This is a genomic window from Moraxella cuniculi DSM 21768 (genome assembly GCF_900156515.1).
Classification (GTDB): domain Bacteria; phylum Pseudomonadota; class Gammaproteobacteria; order Pseudomonadales; family Moraxellaceae; genus Moraxella; species Moraxella cuniculi.
On sequence record NZ_FTNU01000001.1, the window covers coordinates 112,212 to 130,458 of the forward strand.

Consider the following 18,247-nt stretch of genomic DNA (forward strand, 5'->3'; position numbering starts at 1 on the left):
TGATTAGGGATTATCGGTACTGACTTCTTCAACTGGTGGCGTTTGACTTTGTGGTTGCGATTCTAGGGCTTTGGCGAGCTTTTCTTCATTCAGGCGGCGAACTTGATTGATGGCGATGGATAGCTGTTCATCAATCGCATCTGCTTGCTGTGCTGCCTGAGTGTCATAAATTTCAGTGTTGGCGGCTGTAGTAGTGTTTTGGCGAGATGGCAGGTACAGATCATCAGCACTGACAGGGGTGCTGGTGGCTGCTTTGTTGGTGGACTGCTTTTGAGCAGGCTTGGCAGCAGTTTCAGCTTGTGCAGGGGTGGCTGCTTGGGCGGTAGTCTCTGCGGAGCCATCACTTGGGCGATCTTGCACTGTCAGCGGCTTGTCGCTTTGATTGTCGGCATCGGTCGGCGGTTCGTCTGTTTGTGCGTCTGGGTTTGCGACATTATCATCATTGAGCGTCTCAAGCGAAACAGGCTCTAGTGGCTGAACTTGCAGATTGCTGCTAACTGGCTTTGGTTCATCGGCAGGTTTTGGCTTGTACTGAGACAGCAAATAAACAATGCTAATCACCAATAGACTTAGCATAACCAAAAGTAGCAATGCACTCATCAGTGGCGAGCGTTTAAAAAAATTGCCTTGATTGGCACGAGGTTTGGTTGGTGGTGTGGTACTCATGAGCAAAATAAAATCGCAAGGCCACATTGCCCAAAGAAATATAGGCAGTCGCATGGCGTTATGTTATTGATTGTTGATATAGTATAGCATAATTGGCTGGGCTGATAAAGTTTGCATTGTCTTGATAAAGGACAGTTTGCCGATGGCAAATCCGATATATGCCAGCCATGCTTGCACAGAATCAGTAACCTGTTATCTGTTTTTGCTTGTGCTATTGTATATAATTTGTGAAACCATCAATAAAACCCAAAAAAAATTGTAGAATTTGGTATAATAGTCAGTTGGAATGTAATCAGAACAATCACTGACAATCACTTCAAAAACGGTTGCACTGCTTGTTGGCGGTGTGATTTTAAGTAATTTTATACAAGCAATTTGACGGATTTTGCCAAATTGTGTGAGTATGGATAATGACCGTATCTGTTTATAAATGCTCGATGACTTCGGCAACGAAAAAATTGCGACTTGGTAGCTTGGTGGCGGCACTTATTGGTGCGGCTTGTTTGTCTGCGTCCGCCAATGTTAATCCTTTGCAAATCAATGATTTAATCACTTTGGCGGTGCAGACTCACCCATTGGTTGGTTCGGCCGTTGCCGACCAGCAGGCGACCAAAGAGGGCGTAACTGCAGCCAAATTGGGTTATTTGCCCACACCGACCATCTCATCGCAATACGATGGCGATGACGGCACGGTTACTCGCTTTGCTGTCAGCCAGCCGATTTGGTCGGGCGGTAAGCTCAAAGCCGATGTCAATCGTGCCATCAATGATGATAAGGCGGCAACTGCCAAAATCATGGAGCGACAAAATGAAGTTGCCAAAAACACCATTGATATTTGGCAAAGCTATATTTATGCCTTGTCGCTACAAGAATTGTATGTCAATAACCTAAAACAGCTGGCAGAATTTGAGGCGATGATGCAGCGTCGTGTCAGCCAAGGCGTGTCGGCAAAAATTGAATTGGATTTGGTAACAAACCGTATCTTGCAAGACCAAAATTCCCTACAAGGGGCAATCGAGCAGCAAAAAATCGCTGAGGCACGCTTGCAGCAAATCATCGGCGTGCCAGTTGGTTCACCAAATGGTGCCACCATCGCCCAGTTGGCACAATATGCCAAAGATCAATCACAGAACTATGGTCAGCTTGCCTTTTCGCAAGTGAGCGAAAATCACCCAACGGTCATTCGCCAACGCTTCGAGATTGATTCGGCACGCTATGCGGTTAAATCACAAAAAGCCCAACAAATGCCAACGGTCTATGTGCAGTACCAGACCGATTATAATCATCGCAACAATCGCTTTGAGGATAAGGTTGCACTGGGGCTGAACTATTCACCCGGTGCGGGTTTTTCGAATGTGGCACTGTCCAGAGCCTCTGAGGCACGCGTGCAAAGTTTGGTACAAAGCCAAGAGGCGTCAAGACGCACCGTCATGGAGAATATCCAGACGCAGTATCAGCAGTTCATCAGTGCCAGAGATCAGGAATTGTCCCTGACGGCAGCGGTGGCGGGTGCACAAATTGTCCTAAATTCTTATCGCCGACAATTTATTGCAGGTCGCAAAAGCTGGCTTGAGGTGCTAAATGCCGTGCGAGAGCAATCGCAATACGAGCAGCAGTTGCGGCAGGTTCAGGCACAGATGGTGGCAAATTTTTATAAACTGCAAGTGGATTTTGCCTTGATGCCATGGCAGCAGCAGGGCATTGAATTTGTGCAGCAACCTGTGGTTGAGTTTAGCCCATTTAGCTATCTAAAAAATGAATTAAGCCATTTTGTACCAAATACACCTATTGATAATTTATCAAATCAAGCAGGCGATGATGCGTCAGATGGTGCAGCCTATCCTGCTTCGGTATTGCCAACCGATGAGCCGATGATTAGACAATTACCGCTGGCAGAAGGCGAGTGGGTATTTGCCGATGAGTCAGATGAGGCATCGGCCGATTTGCCTGTGCCATCAAATGAGCTAGGCCAGCCTTATGTCGCAGGTGAGCAGCGTACAATCACCCAAACAATCAAGGCAGTGGCACAAAATCAGCAGTGTCAAAATGCAGAAATCTGCCCCAAACCTGTGTCTACAGATGACACGCCAAGCCAATGAATTTGGTGATTGTTGAGATATTTAATATTAAGTATTAATAATTTTGTAGTAAAGTTTTGATGAATTATCATCAGCCCTAAGGAAACAAACCATGTCGCTCCCATCAAATGCGGTGCAAACCAATCAAGGCAGCAACCCTCAAGAATTGGCGTATGCTGTCAGCATTCTCTTAAAAGAGCAGGGATACCCTGTGGACAAAAATCGCTTGCAGTCCAGTCTTGAGACGGTATTGACAGCCCCTACGCCAGATGCTGCTGTTTTTAATATGTTAAAGGCTCTGGGTATTGATGGTGGCATAGAGATTTTGCAAGCACCTGATGCTGCATTTATGCCATTGATTGCTCATCATAAATCCTTGGGTTTTGGGCGAATTGTACAATTTGAACAAGACAACTGGTCTTTTGTTCAGCAGGAAAATACGCATCGCTGCCGCAGTGGCGATTTTGATTTGGTGGCAAAAATTGACATTCATGCCAAGACTGATGAGCGACAAAACATCACCTTTACCAAGTTGCTACGCGAGAGTATTATTGAGCATAAGGGCATTGTCATTGAAGCGATGATTGCTTCTTTTATCATCAACTTATTGGCATTGGCGGTGTCGCTGTTTTCGATGCAGGTGTATGATCGCGTCATTCCAACACGCAGTGAATATACGCTGATTATTCTAAGCTCGGGCGTGGCGTTGATGATTTTGTTTGAGACTTTTATGAAATTTGCTCGCTCACGGGTGATGGATCGCATGGTGGTGGGCATGGATCAGGATTTGTCTCGCTCGGTGTTTGAGCGATTGCTCAAGGTTCGTGTTGATAGAATGCCAAATTCTGTTGGCTCGTTGGCGGCACAGCTAAGGGGTTATGAGCAGGTGCGAGGATTTTTTACTGCCAGCACACTGTTTACTTTGGTAGATATTCCGATGAGTTTGATATTTGTCTTTCTTATCGCTGTCATTGCCTCGCCGCTGGTTGCAGCTGTACCGCTAATTGCTGCGATTATTGGGCTGCTGCTTGGGTTTTATAGTCGCAAAAAAATCAACCAAGCCGCTCAAGAAGGTGCGCAGGCTTCTTATCTAAAAACAGGGATTTTGGTTGAGGCGGTTGAGGGCATTGAGACCATCAAGGCAGGGTCGGGCAATTGGAAATTTTTGTCCAAATGGCTAAATATCATGAATATCACCACCCAAAACGACCTAAAGATGCGTCATGCCAATGACAACCTTAACTACACAGTGCAGATGCTACAACAGATTAGCTATATCAGCATTGTTATTACAGGTGCTTATGTGGTAATGCAGGGCGATATGACCATGGGTGGCTTGATTGCATCGACCATTTTGGGCGGTCGTGTGCTGGCTCCGATTATGAATGCACCAAATATGTTGGTGCAGTATTCGCACGCCAAAGCAGCTCAAATGAATATTGAGAATTTGTTTAAGCTTGAGCAGGACAATCAGGGCGTAAGCTATCCTTTGTCGCCATCAAAAATTTATGGCAATTATCAGTGCAACCAATTGACATTTAATTATCCTGATAATGACAGACCTGCGTTACAAGTGCCAAATTTGACCATCAGAGCAGGCGAGCGAGTGGCGATTTTGGGTGCGATTGGTTCTGGCAAATCAACGCTGCTAAAATTACTATCAGGGTTGTACGCACCAAGTTCTGGGCATATCTTGCTTGACGGCTTGGACATTTCTCAAATCAGCCGTGAGAGCCTAAGTGATCAGGTTGGATATTTGCAACAAGACCATCGTCTATTTCAGGGAACGCTTCGGGATAATTTGCTTATCGGTATGCCGACTCCGTCTGATGATGTGCTGAGCCGAGCATTGCACAGAACGGGGCTGATTCGGTTGGTGTCAGGGCATTCAAGCGGTCTGGATTTGAACATCAGCGAGGGCGGCAAAGGCTTGTCAGGTGGACAAAAACAACTGGTGGCATTTACTCGGCTGGTGCTGACCCAGCCATCGGTGTGGTTGCTTGATGAACCGACCGCTTCTATGGATAATGCCCAAGAACAGCAGTGTATTCAGGTGCTGGCACAAGAGTTTCAAGATCCCCAAAAGACTTTGGTGCTATCCACGCACAAGCCTGCATTGCTTGCTTTGGTAAATCGTATTATCATCATGGACGACAGCAAAGTGGTGATGGATGGGCCAAAGCAGGCGGTGCTTGACCAACTTCGCAAAAATGAAGAAGCTGCCATTGCCAGACGACAGGCACAGCTTGAGCAGGCGAAGCAACAAGCTGCCCAGCAAGCTGATGCGGCTGATAATGACAAACAGCCACCACAGGCCTAATTTTAATTTTTGTTTTGGGATTTATAATGTCAAATTCATATCGTTATCAGCCACACAAGCCCAGCTCTAAGCGGGCACGGATTATTATTTGGACGGCACTGGTTACGGTGGTTGTGCTTTTAACTTGGGCATATTTTGCCAAGATTGATCAGGTTACTCGAGCATCAGCGACCGTCATTGCCAGCTCTCGCACGCAAGAAATCCAAGCCTCTGATGGCGGCGTTTTGTCATCAATGCTTGTCAAAGAGGGTGAAGATGTGAAGCGTGGGCAGCTTTTGCTTGTGCTAGAAGAGGAGCGTGCACAGGCAGCGGTGGATAATTCGGCGGTAAAGGTTGCTGCACTGCAAGCAAAAGTGATTCGCCTAGAGGCAGAAATCTTAAATCGCCCATTGCAATTTCCCGAAAGTGTCAAACGATATCCTGAATATGTACAGAACCAGACAGAACTGTACAATCGCCGCCGCCAAGCGATTTCGCAAGAGATTGCCTCGCTTGAGCAGATGTTGTCGCTTGCCGAGCAGGAATTGTCGCTCAATGAGCCATTGCTGGCTTATGGTGATGTCAGTCAGGCTGATGTCATTCGTCTGCGTCGCCAAGTTGCTGATATCAAGGCACAGATTACCAACAAACGCAACAAGTATTTTGAGGACGCTCAAGCCGAGATGACCAAGGCTCAAGAAGAACTGCAGTCTGAACAAGAGCAGCTTCGTGATCGCAGTCAAGTATTGCAAGAAAAACGCCTATTTGCCCCAACTGAAGGCAAAGTGAAAAATATCCGTGTTACTACCATTGGTGGTGTGGTTAAGCCCGGTGAAGTGATTTTGGAGATTTTGCCGACCGACAGTGATTTGGTTGTTGAGGCAAAAGTGCGTCCTGCCGATATTGCCTATGTTAAAGAGGGTCAAACCGCCAGCGTCAAGCTAGATGCTTATGATTATTCAATCTTTGGTGCGATGAATGGGGAAGTTTTCTACATCAGTCCAGACACTTTGACAGAGCAGACACCGCAGGGCGAGCAGCCGTATTATCGCGTGCAGATTCGTATATCGGGAGCGGAGTTTGATGGGCGTGCTGAAGATATTGTCATTCGTCCTGGTATGACTGCCAGTGTTGATATTAAGGCAATGGAGCGTAGCGTCCTGTCTTATCTGACCAAGCCAATTACCAAAACCTTGTCAGAGGGCTTGGGTGAGCGTTAAGCCATGAATGCTGTGCATCCAAAGCGGACAGTTGCCATTTTAACCACTGCCATTGTCATTGCTGGCATGGCGGTTGGTTTAAGTGCCTGTCAGCAATCTGCACCAAAATCGGCATTGTGTAATAATCAGCAGATTGAGCAAAGTTTTGCCAAGCAGCAATCAGATGTACAAGTGCGTGGCTGTGGTGTGGTAAAATCAGTGCTAAAAGACGACACAAAAGGCAGTCGCCATCAGCGATTTATTGTTCGCTTGGAGGGTGTGCAGCAAACAGTATTGATGGCACACAATATTGATTTGGCACCACGCATTGACACACTCAAACAAGGCGATTGGGTGGATTTTTATGGTGAATATGAATACACCAAACAAGGCGGTGTGGTGCATTGGACGCACAAAGACCCAGCGGCACGCCGTCAAGATGGCTACATTGATCACCAAGGACAGCGATATCAATAGTATATAAGCTGGCTTATTTGCTTTTATTTGTTGTTAATTTATTATCATAAATGTAATATAGAGTGGTTATGATGAAAATTTCACTTTCTACCTTATCAGCGTCTGTTTTGGCGGGTTTTGGCATAGTGCCGATGGCGTATGCTGTACCAAATCCGATGGGGCTGCCTACAGAGACGGTGCAAAATAAACCATTTGTTTTGCTGACAGAGCAGGCAACAAGCGAGCCTCTTGTGTCAGCTGAACAAATTGAGCAAGCACAGCAGCCAACTGCCAAGCAGACAGCTATCAGCGTGCCTGAGCCATTGGTTGAGGCGGTCAGTGCAGATGTTGGCTCGCCAGCGGATATGCAGACGATGTTGATAAATTGTGCCTCATTGACGCAAGATGCCATGCGTTTGGCGTGCTATGACACCCTGATGCAGGGCGATATACCAACTGCCACTCAAGCAAAACGACCAATCAAACTTGGCGATACGCTGTGGCAGACCATCAAGGGCAATCCGCAGGTTGTGTACAGCGAGACCGAGACGGTTACTTTGCTTGATGGGCAACAAAATGGTCAGTTGTCGGACAAGCAAACCGAGCAGCTGGAACAAATTGCCAAAAAATTCACGCCACTAAGCTTGGCATTTGACCTTGATCGCAACAATACACCATTGTGGACAACGCGTCCGCATAACCCCATGTATATTTTGCCATTATATTTAAATGCCAAACCAAACCGAGACCCCAGCACGCCAACACAAAGCACTCAACATTTTAGCACCAATGATATGCGAGCCATGGAACTAAAATTCCAGCTGTCGTTTAAGGTTAAGGCGGCAGAGGATTTGTTGGGTACAGATGCTGATTTGTGGTTTGGTTACACCCAGCAATCGCATTGGCAGGTGTATAATGAGGATAACTCGCGACCATTTCGCTCTCATGATTACCAGCCAGAGCTGTTTTTGACACAGCCTGTGTACTCCAATCTGCCTTTTGGGGGTAAGCTGCGTATGCTGGGTGTTGGTGGCGTGCATCACTCAAATGGTGAGGACAATCCATTGTCCCGCTCGTGGAATCGTGCTTATCTGATGGCGGGTATGGAGTGGGGTAAATTGACTGTCATGCCACGCCTTTGGGCTCGCGTTGCCAAAGGCAGTGATGGACAAGTTGATGACAATCCAGATATCTTGGATTATTATGGCTATGGCGATGTTAGATTCTTGTATCAATTGCCAAATAAGAGCAATATCTCAGGCTTGATGCGTTATAACCCATCAACCAGCAAAGGTGCATTGCAGCTTGACTATGTGCGTCCACTGGGCAAAGGTGTCAGTGGCTATGTGCAGTTGTTCAAGGGCTATGGACAGTCGCTGATTGATTACAATCATAACGCAACCAGCATTGGCATAGGCTTGATGTTAAATGACTGGATGGGCTTGTAATTTGATATAACCTAAACAAAGGCGGCTTGCATGATGGATTATAAAAGCCCAATTTGGCAAAAATCTGCACCAGACAACCCTGTGGTTTGGACGGTGCAGTATGTGCATTATCAAATGGCGGTTTGGCTACACAGACTGCATCGTCATTGCAGTATCTGTGGTCAGCGTCAGTCTGTAGCTCAGCTGATTTGTCAGCATTGCATGGCACGGATTGCCACCAAACTTGCTCCAGAATCCATACCGCTTGACATGGTTGGTGATTTGGACGGTCGGCCATCTGCCAATCAATCTGACAATGTTGCGGCGACATGGCTGCGAGTTTATCCCATCAGTTATTATCAATATCCTATCAATTTTCTTATTAAAAAATTTAAAGAAAATGAGCAATTAACCGCCTTATTGGCACTGTATGGGCTGATTATGACTCTGCCCAAGCCAATCGGGTGCCATGCAAAAAACACAGTCATTTTGCCCATACCTACCACCACAAGCCGCATTCGTAGGCGTGGATTCAACCCTGTGCTGACACTTGCCAAATGTCTGGCAAAACACTGGGGCCTACCGATTTGGCAAGGCGTAGCACGGCATGACGATAGCCAAAGCCAGCGAGGGCTGGATCGCAAGCAGCGACTAAATAACACAATGGATTTTTATTTGTGCCAAGCAATTCCTGCTTGTCAGGTGATTATCTTTGATGATGTATTAACCACAGGGGCGACGATGGCGTCTGTTGCACGACTGCTTCGTGGGCAAAATGACAAGGTTCGCCTGCTTGGAGTTTGTTTGGCACATGGCACGCCCAAGCATGGAGCCAAGCGATGAGTGCAAGAATTTATCAGCAAATCTACAAAAAATCGGCAGGCAGCAGTTTGCTTGAGATGCTGATGGCTTTGTTGTTATTGTCTGTGGTGGCTTTGGGGCTGTTGTTGGTTCAGGGTAGGTTGTTGATTAGTAGCAGCTCGGCGGACTTACAAGCTCAAGCAGTGCAGTTGATTAGCAATGATTATCATGCGTTGCGTAATTTTGACGATAATCAAAAACGCAGTTATCGGCTTGCCCTGTCGCAAATTGCCAGCAGTGCCACGACATTGCAAGAATATCGCAGGGCAGCACAAGCACCTCGCATGGATTGTTATCAGGGCTGCTCGGCTGATGCCTATGCTCAATCATTGGCAATTCAGACTGCCAATGCCGCTGCACAAGCCAATGTGGTCATCACAGCGATAACCTGCCCTTCGGGCTATTGTTGGGTGGCGATGTGGGGCAGTGCCGCTTTTACTGGGTATGATTGTCAAGCTCGTCTGGCGAGTACAGCCAGTGCAGATTGCTTAATCATGGGTGGCTTATGAATGCTGAACGAGGACTGACACTGCTTGAGTTGGTTGTGGCTTTGGCGATTGGCACATTGGTGGTGCTGACGGCAGCAGCAATGTATGCACAGAGCCTAAAAATTGCCACTAGGACTGATAACACTGCCATATTAATGGATAAGCAGCTTTATGGAGTAGCAGGTTTGGTTGAGCAGCTGCGTTTGGCAGGGCTTGGCATAGATGATGATTATGCCCAAGCTGTGCTGATAGACCCTGCACAGCTGACAGGGCTGACACAGGGCGGCAGTGCATTGTCCACACGATTTTTGACCCAATCCAATCATGGGCAGGCAACCCAAGGCATGACGGCATCGGATAAGCTGACGATACGCTATGTTGCACCGATGGATATGTATGATTGCGAGGGTGATTTGGTGCTTGGGCCAAGACGGGTGCGATTAACCAATGGTGAGCTTGTGATGGTTGATGGGCAGGTGGTTATCGAGCGTTATTTTGTCAGCAGCGATGATGATGGCTTGGCATTGCGTTGTGATGCGGCTCGCTATATCACCGATTCAATTGAGAGAGATGGCAGTCGGGATAGGCGTGGCAGTATGTATACCAATGCGGTGATTGATGAGCAGGTAAAAAGCCACCTAAAAAATCAGCCAGCGATACGCAAACCCTATCAACTCAAAGGTGCTGGCACACAAAATAGAGCAGGCACGGTGATTATGTCAGATATTGATGGTTTTTGGGTGCAGTTATTAACCATGCAAGCGGGGCAAATTCGCCAAATGTCCATTGATGATTATCGCAATCAACCAACCAAAACTCCTATTATTGGGATAAAATTTGCCATCATCAGCCGTGCCAGGAGTGATTTATCTGTTGATCAATCAAGCAAGTTGGTGCAGATTTTTGCCAAGCCTGTTCGCTTGCCAGCAGATGGTATCGCACGCCGCTTACATACAGCAGATGTAATGTTTGTCAATGTCAAACAGCAGGTGCCATGATGGGATATTATCAGAAGCAATCGGGGTTTGTACTGCTCGTTGTGCTGATTGTCTTGCTGCTCATGAGCGTGCTGGCAACTTGGCTTATCAATCAAAATGCTGTAAATACAAGCAGTGCTTGGTTAAATTGGCGTCAGCAGTCGCTATTTGTCAGTGCTGATACGATGGTTCAGAGTTTTTGGCGATTATCACCAGATGAGTTGGTCAATGAGGCGAAAAGTCCGCAAACTTGGCTAAATGCCATTATCACGACCGATGATGAAATGGTTGAGATGACCTCGTGCGATGGGCTGTTGAATTTTGGCAGTAGGCAGGTGGACATACGGCAGAATTTGACTGGTCAGCAGTCGGCACCTTGTGGCGGTGATACGGTAATAACAAAGCAATGGCTATATGCCAAGAGACTGCCGCAGACGCATTTTTTGGTTCGGCAGTGGCAGGCTGCCAATATAACACCGCCAACAGCCGAACAGCCTGATGATATCACAGCCCAGCCAAGCACATGGCAATATATCCATGTTCAGCTGTTTGTGGTGGCAATGCCAGCAAACAACGGGCGGTTTTGCCAAACGCAGCCCATGTATCAGCACCAAGCGATAAAATGCCTAACGGACAACAGTGTCGCCAATGCAGCATCGACTGCCGAATGGCTTATGGTGGTGCAGGCTGATAATAGTGATTCAGAGCCTGCTACTGATAGTGCCTTATTTATCAAGCCATTACGCAGTTATGATATTCGTCTGGTGCGAGAATAGCTGGCATGAACCAAGCATTCACAAAAAATCGGCTGACTGGCTGGATTTTTTGCCAAATTATGGTAAAATGCCACAGTTTTTGGTTGAATTGTGGGCGTTGCGGTGAAATTGTAATAAATTGTAACAATACTCACAGCAATTTGTCTGATAGAAAAATGATTGAACAATAAGCAATCATTTTTTACACAATTACATAAAAATACCATAAAAACACTGGTGCATTGAGCGAGCAATCGTATTAAAATGTAACCATCAATAACAAGATGTGCCTTCGGTACATCGTTTTAGGAGAAAGCAAATGAAAGCTGTAAAATTGTCTGTAATTTCTGCTGCAGTACTACTATCAACTTCTGCGATGGCAAATGTTATCACTAACACTGGCACCGCTGTTGCTAATGGTACTCGCACAGTTTTCAAAACACTAACCAAGCCAGCAGCAGTAAGTGCTGAAGTTGGTACTTTGGGTTATGGTGCAAACATCGCTTGGGCGGTAAACGACACTACCGAACTACAAGCTGGTTGGGCAGGTGGCGATATCGCCAAAAGCATCAACGACAACTTTGATGCGAACGGTGTAAACTACCAACTTGACACTGATTTTTCAAACCCATACATCGGCGTACAAATGCGTCCTGCAGCCAACTGGTTCACCGTTGGTGCTGGTATCATCGTACCTGATAACGACATCAAAGTTCGTGCAAATTCTTATGACCAAGGCGTATATCGTGTTGGCGGTAAAGAGTACAATCAAGCAGATGTGGGCGTACTAGAAGGTACTTTGGAGCATCGCAACAAGCTAGCACCTTACCTAACCATCGGTTTCCGTCCAAACATCAACAACAACTGGGGTGTATTCGGTGAAATCGGTGCAACTTACCTAGGTAAAGTTGATGCTCAAATCACTGCTGACGAAACTGGTTTGGTTAGAGCGACTGATGGCACTGTAACCAGCAAGCGTGCAATCGCTGTGCAAGCTGAACGCGACATCGAAGCGAAAAAATATGCAAACTGGTTCCCAATTGCAAAAGTTGGCGTAACTTATCGCTTCTAATCGCTAAATCAGAAATCTTCTGATAAATAGCAAAGGCAGTGCAATCGCACTGTCTTTTTTTTGGCTTTGTGCAAGCTCTTAATGGCAATGGCATTGATTGTATTTTGGTGCGATATTTACTGATTAAGCTGTAAAAATTTATAGATAAATTAAGAATTATCATCAGGCAAAGTAGTATGGCAAATGGCAGTTATATTGCCATCAAGCAGTCAATTTTAGAATAAAAAAGCAAAATAAGATAAATATTAAAAAATAATTAAGATATTTTTAATAAAAACACCAATTAATATTAATCAAAGGCGACATTATCATCGGCAAAAATCGCATTCAGCTGCAATCTGGGCTGATGATAAACCCAATGCCCAGCTGCTACACTTGTCCGCACCAGTTGTAACTGCGTGCTGGTATCAGGCAAAGTCATTGCCGAAAAATCAACACCAAGACCTGCGTGCAAGCGACCGTGATACAGTTTAATCCAACATTCTTTGATTCGCCATAATGCAGCAATCAGTGATTGTTTGGCGATGGCTTGGTTGATGAGCATAAGCTCATTGGGGTGATAATAGCGATTGGCAATGGCAGGGCTGACTGGGTGGATTTCGATATCAATGGCACAGGGCGTGGGGCTAATAATAAGTGCGACCTGATTGCCAGAATGGCTAAAGCTCACAAAACCATGCCGACCGCCGATAAGCCGATAGGGCAGATGCGTGTCTTGCAGCTTGGCGGTGATATTAAATTTGCATAAAGTTTTTGATAATAAAGCACGCACGCAAGCAGATTGTTGGCGTTTGTGTTGTGCTTTGTTGGTGTTTGGTGTGGCGATATAGGCATGGGCGATAATGACTGCCTTGTCATGCAACAAGGTAAAGGTAGGGTTGTGCAAACTACACGCAGTCATGCAGAGCGGTAGCCAAATTTATGCAGATACTTGCTCGATGGATATGCCACCAAGCAAGTATTGCGTTAGCTGTTTAGTATGATAGCTCGGCACGGCGGTTTTGCGACCATGCTTCTTCGGTTGAGCCAGTGGCAACGGGGCGTTCTTCGCCAAAGCTGACAATCTCAACATTGGCATCGCTGACCCCTTTGCTGGTCAAATAGCTACGCACGGCAGCAGCACGACGCTCACCCAACGACATATTGTACTCACGACCACCTCGCTCATCGGTATGACCTGCAACCAACACACGAGCGGTTTGATTGGCGGTTAATAGCTTAATATGCTCATCTAGGATTGCTGCAGCTTGTGGCTTGATGACATCAGAGTCAAAATCAAAATGCACAAGGCTTGGCAGGGCTGCTGCTGCAGTTTTAACCGCTTCGCTATTTTCGACCAAAGGTTTGCTTGGGTTGTATACAGCACCTGTATAGCCTGTTGGGGCGTTTGGTGCAACAACGACATTGCCAGTTGGCTTATGGGCACAACCTGTGCTTGTCATCACGGCCACCAAGGCAAGGCCTGCAAGAGCAAATTTTAAATGTGGCATAAAAACACCTTTTGTATTTATTAACAAATATTAATCGTTATACGCACAATTGTGCAAAGTTGTTTCAGATGGCTATATAATGACAAATTTATAACAAATTTACAAGATATTTTTGCATTTGTGAGACTTTGATTGTGGTGATTTTATATTTTTAGTGATTCGTCCATTTGTTGCCGAAATTTCAAAAGTCTGTTACCATAGGTCATTTGGCACATAATCGTGTCAAAATCACTGTTTATTGATAAATTTTATTAAATTATATATTTATAAATTGGATAACACTATGAGTCAAGCAACCACACCCCAAAAAATCTACCTAAAGGATTATACGCCACCTGCCTATGCGGTTAAGAAAGTGGATTTGGACATTTGTCTATATGAGCAACAGGCGATTGTTAGTAGTCGCCTTGAGATGACAAGGCAGGCAGCAGGTGAGCTGGTACTGCTTGGGCGAGATTTGCAATTGCAGCAGGTTTCGGTCAATGGTGAGGTGCTTAGTTCTGCACAGTTTCGCTTGGATTCGGAGAGTTTGACTCTGATTGATGCTCCCGATAGAGCGATTGTTGAGACCAAAGTTATCATCAAGCCACAGACCAACACCACGCTTGAGGGTTTGTATCAGTCAGGCTTAGATGATGAGATGATGTTTGTTACACAATGTGAGCCTGAAGGGTTTCGAAAGATTACCTTTTTTCCAGATCGCCCCGATGTGCTAAGCGAGTATACCACGCGTCTAGAAGCACCAAAAACATTCAAAACCTTGTTGGCGAACGGCAATCTGGTGGAGGCAGGCGAGGTTGGCGATGACCGCCATTATACCATCTGGCATGATCCAACCAAAAAACCAAGTTATTTATTTGCAGCGGTGATTGCCAATTTGCAGGTGCTACAAGACCATTATACAACCAGCGAGGGTCGCAAGGTCTTGCTGGAACTTTATGCGGTTTCTCAGGATATTGACAAGTGTCATGTTGCCATGCAAGCACTCAAAGATTCGATGAAGTGGGATGAGGATAATTATGGGCGTGCCTATGATTTGGATCGCTATATGATTGTGGCGACCAGCCAGTTTAATATGGGGGCGATGGAAAATAAGGGCTTGAATATTTTCAATACCAGCTGCGTGTTATCAAGCCCTGAGACAGCAACCGATGAACGAAGCTTTAATGTCAAAGCGGTGATTGCTCATGAATATTTCCACAACTGGACGGGCAATCGTATCACTTGCCGCGATTGGTTTCAGCTGTGCCTAAAAGAAGGCTTTACGGTTTTTCGTGATCAGAGTTTTTCGGGGGATTTTCGCTCAAAGGCGGTGCAACGCATTGAAGATGTGGCGATATTGCGTTCGGCACAGTTTGCCGAAGATGCTGGCACATTGGCTCACCCTGTGCGCCCAGAGAGCTTTGTGGAGATTAATAATTTTTATACCGCGACGGTCTATGAAAAAGGTGCAGAGATTGTGCGTATGCTTGCCAATTTGCTGGGCAAAGAAAAATTCAGACAAGGCACCGATGAGTATTTTGCCCGTTATGATGGACAAGCGGTAACTGTGGAGGATTTTTTGTCGGCGTTGTCGGTGGCGGACGAGCGAGTTTTGGCATTTATGCCGTGGTATCGCCAGCCAGGTACGCCAGTGCTGTCAGGTGGTGTGCAATATGAGCAAGATAAGGTGGTGGTTCGTCTTGCCCAAAAAACTCGCCATGTACCAAATTATGACGCACCAGTTGCCTTGCCAATTCCTGTGGATACGGCAATTTTTGACAGCAATACAGGGCAGTTGCTTGCCGAAAAAATGTTGCTACTGACCACCGATAGTGCTGAGTTTGTCTTTGATGGGATACAGCTGTCCGAAGGTGGCCACCCTGTCGTGTCTGTTTTGCGTAATTTTTCCGCACCTGTACGACTGGAGTTTGATTATAGTGATGAGGATTTGGTGCGTTTGGTGTCGTTTGAAACCGAAGGATTTAACCGTTGGCAAGCCATGCAAACTCTGGTAAATCGTTGGTTGTTTGGCAGCTTTGATAATGTTGATAGCATTGCAGGGCTGTTAAAAACGGTAACAGATGAACTGCTTGATTGTGATCCGATGTTGGCAGCCAGATTGTTTGATGTGCCAAGTCAAAAAGAGTTGGCGATGGCATATGACAGCGATTATGATCCTGTGGCGGTCAAGGCTCGCCGTGATGAATTTATTAAATTGATTGCGTGTGCGTTGGCGGATAAGACGACAACATGGTATCAAGCCTTGCCAATACAGGCCTACGAAGACACACCATTGGCACGAGGTCGCCGTCTGTTACGCAATGTGTTGCTTGATTTGCGTCTGCTGGCAGGCGATGCTGCCGCTGAACAAGATGTCTATTACCAATATGATAATGCAACTTGCATGAGTGAGCGACTGGGGGCGTTTACCGCCATCATCAATCATGATTTGGGCAAAAAATCGCTATACATTGCTAATTTTTATGAAAAATTTGCCAATGAGGACTTGGTGATTGATGCTTGGTTTAATGCACAGGCGTTGTCAAGCCGTACCAGCATTGATGATATTGCTGCCTTGATGCAGCGTCAAGATTATGACTGGAATACGCCAAACCGTGTGCGTACCACTTTGGGAGCATTGGCTGCCAAACCTGTGCAGTTATGGACACAGCAGGGCATGGCGTTATACCTATCGGCGGTTGAGCGGCTTGATGGTTCAAATCCACTTTTGGCGGCACGATTGTTGTCGGCACTGGCTCGCTGGTATACGCTTGGTGATGATACCAAGGCAATGGCACAGTCCAATCTTGAGCAATTAAAACAAAAAGTACAGTCAAAAAATGTACTGGAATTTTTGGATAATATGCTGACCGTTTGATGTGTTTTTATTGATAATCAACAAGTGGCAAACTCGCTTGTTGATTATTATTTGTTGCATAAATTTTAATTTTTCCAATTTTTCTGATTTTTCTGATTTTTCTGATTTTTCTGATTTTTCTGATTTTTCTGATTTTTCTGATTTTTCTGATTTTTCTGATTTTTCTGATTTTTAAAATATATTATCTATCTATATATTTTTAATTAATTATTGGGCAAGTTTAAAGAAAAATGCTACAATTGCTTTTTTGTCAAACTTTGGAGCGTCCATGTCAATCGCCACCAAGCCACCTGTGTATTATCGTGCTGCCATTGCGATGTTATCTCCCCTGTATCGCCTGTGGGTTGCATATAAATCCAAATCACGATTGACACGCCAAAGGGAGCTTGATGAGCGATTTGCGGTGCGGTATTTGCCTGCCCCTGTGGCTGATAAGGGGGTGATTTGGTGCCATGCGGTCTCTTTGGGCGAGCTAAATACGGCATATCCGCTTTTGGTGAAGTTGCTGGAGCATGGTTTTGGGCTGTGGATTAGCAGCACAACGCAGACAGGATTTGAGCGTGCTAAGCGGTTGTTTGCTGAGCAGATAGCAGCAGGTAGTGTGTCGCACAGTTTTGTTCCTGTGGATAGACCTGTGATACTGGAGCGATTTTTGGCACATACAAATCCTGTTGTCGCACTGTTTGTTGAGACCGAGCTGTGGGCAAATACACTGTATGCTTGCCGCCGCCGTGGTATCGCAACTGTGATGATAAATGCTCGCTTGACCGAAAAATCATATCAAGGCTATGCCAAATTTGCCCAAGTAAGCAAGACCATGATGGCAAATCTGGACAGTGTAATCGCACAAGATAAGGATTCTGCCGAGCGATTTTTGGCACTGGGAGCCAAGAAAGTGGCGGTGGCTGATTCTTTAAAATGGGCAAGTGTCAGTCAGCTGACCTATGCCCAGCAGCTGCTTGCCGAACAAAAAGCACAGGAGTTTGGGCGTGCTGGCAAGACGCATATTTGGGTAATGGCAAGTACGCATGAGGGTGAGGAGGCGTTGGCGATTGCCGCCCATCAAGCACTCATCAAACAATTGCCCAATGCTTTGTTGATTTTGGTGCCACGCCACCCAGAGCGATTTGAGGCGGTGTATCAGCTGTGCCAGCAATCAGGGGTTGAAACGATACGCCGATCGCAGCAGGCAAGCATCAATGAGCATACGCAGGTCTATTTGGCAGATAGTATGGGCGAGCTTTTGGCTTGGTATCAACTTGCAGATATTGCCGTTGTTGGCGGCTCGTTTGTGCCGATGGGTGGGCATAATCCGATAGAGCCAGCCAGCCTTGGCAAGCCTGTGATTATTGGCAGTTATGATACCAATTGCTATGAATTGGTGAGGGCATTAAAACGCGTTGGTGCGTTGGCACAGCTTGATGCAACAGATGATAAAGTGGCGATAAGGCTGTTTGAGGCAATCATGCAAGCGTATCTGTATCGCTGGACGGGAGAGAGCGGAGCGGAGTTGGTTGCAAGCAAGCAACAAGCGGTCTTCGAGCAACTGTCCTTGGTGCTACAAGCCATAAAAGAGCAAGGCAATGATGATTGATATTTTCGCCCAACGAATAAGCTGC

At 46.1% G+C, this 18,247-nt stretch carries 15 protein-coding genes; 12 read left to right on the plus strand and 3 right to left on the minus strand.

Annotated elements, in window-relative coordinates; all coding sequences use genetic code 11:
* Positions 1-3: 3 nt before the first annotated feature.
* A complete protein-coding gene (locus BW928_RS00545; RefSeq protein WP_143821434.1) occupies positions 4-666 on the minus strand; it encodes a hypothetical protein in 663 nt (220 codons plus the stop codon).
* A 410-nt stretch (positions 667-1,076) separates the two neighbouring features.
* Between BW928_RS00545 and BW928_RS00550 the strand changes: the two genes are divergently transcribed.
* From BW928_RS00550 to BW928_RS00595, 10 genes are all read left to right on the plus strand, one after another.
* A complete protein-coding gene (locus tag BW928_RS00550) occupies positions 1,077-2,765 on the plus strand; it encodes a TolC family protein (RefSeq protein WP_078309862.1) in 1,689 nt (562 codons plus the stop codon).
* Positions 2,766-2,856: 91 nt separating this feature from the next.
* Positions 2,857-5,064, plus strand: coding sequence for a type I secretion system permease/ATPase (locus BW928_RS00555; RefSeq protein WP_076554282.1), 2,208 nt, complete (start codon positions 2,857-2,859; stop codon positions 5,062-5,064).
* Positions 5,065-5,090: 26 nt separating this feature from the next.
* Positions 5,091-6,263 (plus strand): HlyD family type I secretion periplasmic adaptor subunit, encoded by a 1,173-nt coding sequence (locus BW928_RS00560; protein ID WP_076554284.1) that lies wholly within the window; start codon positions 5,091-5,093, stop codon positions 6,261-6,263.
* A gap of 3 nt (positions 6,264-6,266) precedes the next feature.
* Positions 6,267-6,719, plus strand: a complete 453-nt coding sequence (locus BW928_RS00565; RefSeq protein WP_076554286.1) for a DUF3465 domain-containing protein — start codon at positions 6,267-6,269, stop codon at positions 6,717-6,719.
* A 68-nt stretch (positions 6,720-6,787) separates the two neighbouring features.
* A complete protein-coding gene (locus tag BW928_RS00570) occupies positions 6,788-8,146 on the plus strand; it encodes a phospholipase A (protein ID WP_227516514.1) in 1,359 nt (452 codons plus the stop codon).
* Positions 8,147-8,176: 30 nt separating this feature from the next.
* Complete coding sequence (locus BW928_RS11245; RefSeq protein WP_078309864.1) at positions 8,177-8,968, plus strand: ComF family protein; 792 nt, start codon at positions 8,177-8,179, stop codon at positions 8,966-8,968.
* The gene (locus tag BW928_RS00580) at positions 8,965-9,495 is read left to right on the plus strand and encodes a prepilin-type N-terminal cleavage/methylation domain-containing protein (RefSeq protein WP_076554290.1); all 531 of its coding nucleotides are present in this window, start codon (positions 8,965-8,967) and stop codon (positions 9,493-9,495) included. Before BW928_RS11245 ends, BW928_RS00580 begins: the two co-directional genes overlap by 4 nt.
* Entirely contained in the window at positions 9,492-10,472 is a 981-nt protein-coding gene (locus tag BW928_RS00585) for a PilW family protein (RefSeq protein WP_076554292.1), read from the plus strand. The genes BW928_RS00580 and BW928_RS00585 overlap by 4 nt, the downstream gene beginning before the upstream one ends.
* The gene (locus BW928_RS00590; RefSeq protein WP_143821435.1) at positions 10,472-11,227 is read left to right on the plus strand and encodes a hypothetical protein; all 756 of its coding nucleotides are present in this window, start codon (positions 10,472-10,474) and stop codon (positions 11,225-11,227) included. Before BW928_RS00585 ends, BW928_RS00590 begins: the two co-directional genes overlap by 1 nt.
* 298 nt (positions 11,228-11,525) lie before the next feature.
* A complete protein-coding gene (locus tag BW928_RS00595; protein ID WP_076554296.1) occupies positions 11,526-12,278 on the plus strand; it encodes a hypothetical protein in 753 nt (250 codons plus the stop codon).
* Between the two features lie 289 nt (positions 12,279-12,567).
* Here BW928_RS00595 and BW928_RS00600 read toward each other — a convergent pair whose 3' ends face one another.
* Complete coding sequence (locus tag BW928_RS00600) at positions 12,568-13,179, minus strand: 4'-phosphopantetheinyl transferase family protein (protein WP_076554298.1); 612 nt, start codon at positions 13,177-13,179, stop codon at positions 12,568-12,570.
* A 73-nt stretch (positions 13,180-13,252) separates the two neighbouring features.
* Complete coding sequence (gene pal / locus BW928_RS00605; protein WP_076554300.1) at positions 13,253-13,768, minus strand: peptidoglycan-associated lipoprotein Pal; 516 nt, start codon at positions 13,766-13,768, stop codon at positions 13,253-13,255.
* Positions 13,769-14,051: 283 nt separating this feature from the next.
* Here pal and pepN point away from each other — a divergent pair, with 283 nt between their 5' ends.
* Both pepN and BW928_RS00615 read left to right on the plus strand, forming a co-directional pair.
* Positions 14,052-16,628 (plus strand): aminopeptidase N, encoded by a 2,577-nt coding sequence (pepN, locus tag BW928_RS00610; RefSeq protein WP_076554302.1) that lies wholly within the window; start codon positions 14,052-14,054, stop codon positions 16,626-16,628.
* Positions 16,629-16,896: 268 nt separating this feature from the next.
* The gene (locus tag BW928_RS00615; protein WP_076554304.1) at positions 16,897-18,222 is read left to right on the plus strand and encodes a 3-deoxy-D-manno-octulosonic acid transferase; all 1,326 of its coding nucleotides are present in this window, start codon (positions 16,897-16,899) and stop codon (positions 18,220-18,222) included.
* Positions 18,223-18,247: the final 25 nt, after the last annotated feature.

Excerpts from the sequence above, each read along its gene's own strand:
- BW928_RS00560 (WP_076554284.1), top strand. The coding sequence starts at position 5,091 with ATGTCAAATTCATATCGTTATCAGCCACACAAGCCCAGCTCTAAGCGG.
- BW928_RS00590 (WP_143821435.1), top strand. The coding sequence starts at position 10,472 with ATGGGATATTATCAGAAGCAATCGGGGTTTGTACTGCTCGTTGTGCTG.
- BW928_RS00595 (WP_076554296.1), top strand. The coding sequence starts at position 11,526 with ATGAAAGCTGTAAAATTGTCTGTAATTTCTGCTGCAGTACTACTATCA.
- BW928_RS00545 (WP_143821434.1), bottom strand. The coding sequence starts at position 666 with ATGAGTACCACACCACCAACCAAACCTCGTGCCAATCAAGGCAATTTT.
- BW928_RS00565 (WP_076554286.1), top strand. The coding sequence starts at position 6,267 with ATGAATGCTGTGCATCCAAAGCGGACAGTTGCCATTTTAACCACTGCC.
- BW928_RS00570 (WP_227516514.1), top strand. The coding sequence starts at position 6,788 with ATGATGAAAATTTCACTTTCTACCTTATCAGCGTCTGTTTTGGCGGGT.
- BW928_RS11245 (WP_078309864.1), top strand. The coding sequence starts at position 8,177 with ATGATGGATTATAAAAGCCCAATTTGGCAAAAATCTGCACCAGACAAC.
- BW928_RS00600 (WP_076554298.1), bottom strand. The coding sequence starts at position 13,179 with ATGACTGCGTGTAGTTTGCACAACCCTACCTTTACCTTGTTGCATGAC.
- BW928_RS00585 (WP_076554292.1), top strand. The coding sequence starts at position 9,492 with ATGAATGCTGAACGAGGACTGACACTGCTTGAGTTGGTTGTGGCTTTG.
- BW928_RS00580 (WP_076554290.1), top strand. The coding sequence starts at position 8,965 with ATGAGTGCAAGAATTTATCAGCAAATCTACAAAAAATCGGCAGGCAGC.
- pepN (WP_076554302.1), top strand. The coding sequence starts at position 14,052 with ATGAGTCAAGCAACCACACCCCAAAAAATCTACCTAAAGGATTATACG.
- pal (WP_076554300.1), bottom strand. The coding sequence starts at position 13,768 with ATGCCACATTTAAAATTTGCTCTTGCAGGCCTTGCCTTGGTGGCCGTG.
- BW928_RS00615 (WP_076554304.1), top strand. The coding sequence starts at position 16,897 with ATGTCAATCGCCACCAAGCCACCTGTGTATTATCGTGCTGCCATTGCG.
- BW928_RS00555 (WP_076554282.1), top strand. The coding sequence starts at position 2,857 with ATGTCGCTCCCATCAAATGCGGTGCAAACCAATCAAGGCAGCAACCCT.
- BW928_RS00550 (WP_078309862.1), top strand. The coding sequence starts at position 1,077 with ATGACCGTATCTGTTTATAAATGCTCGATGACTTCGGCAACGAAAAAA.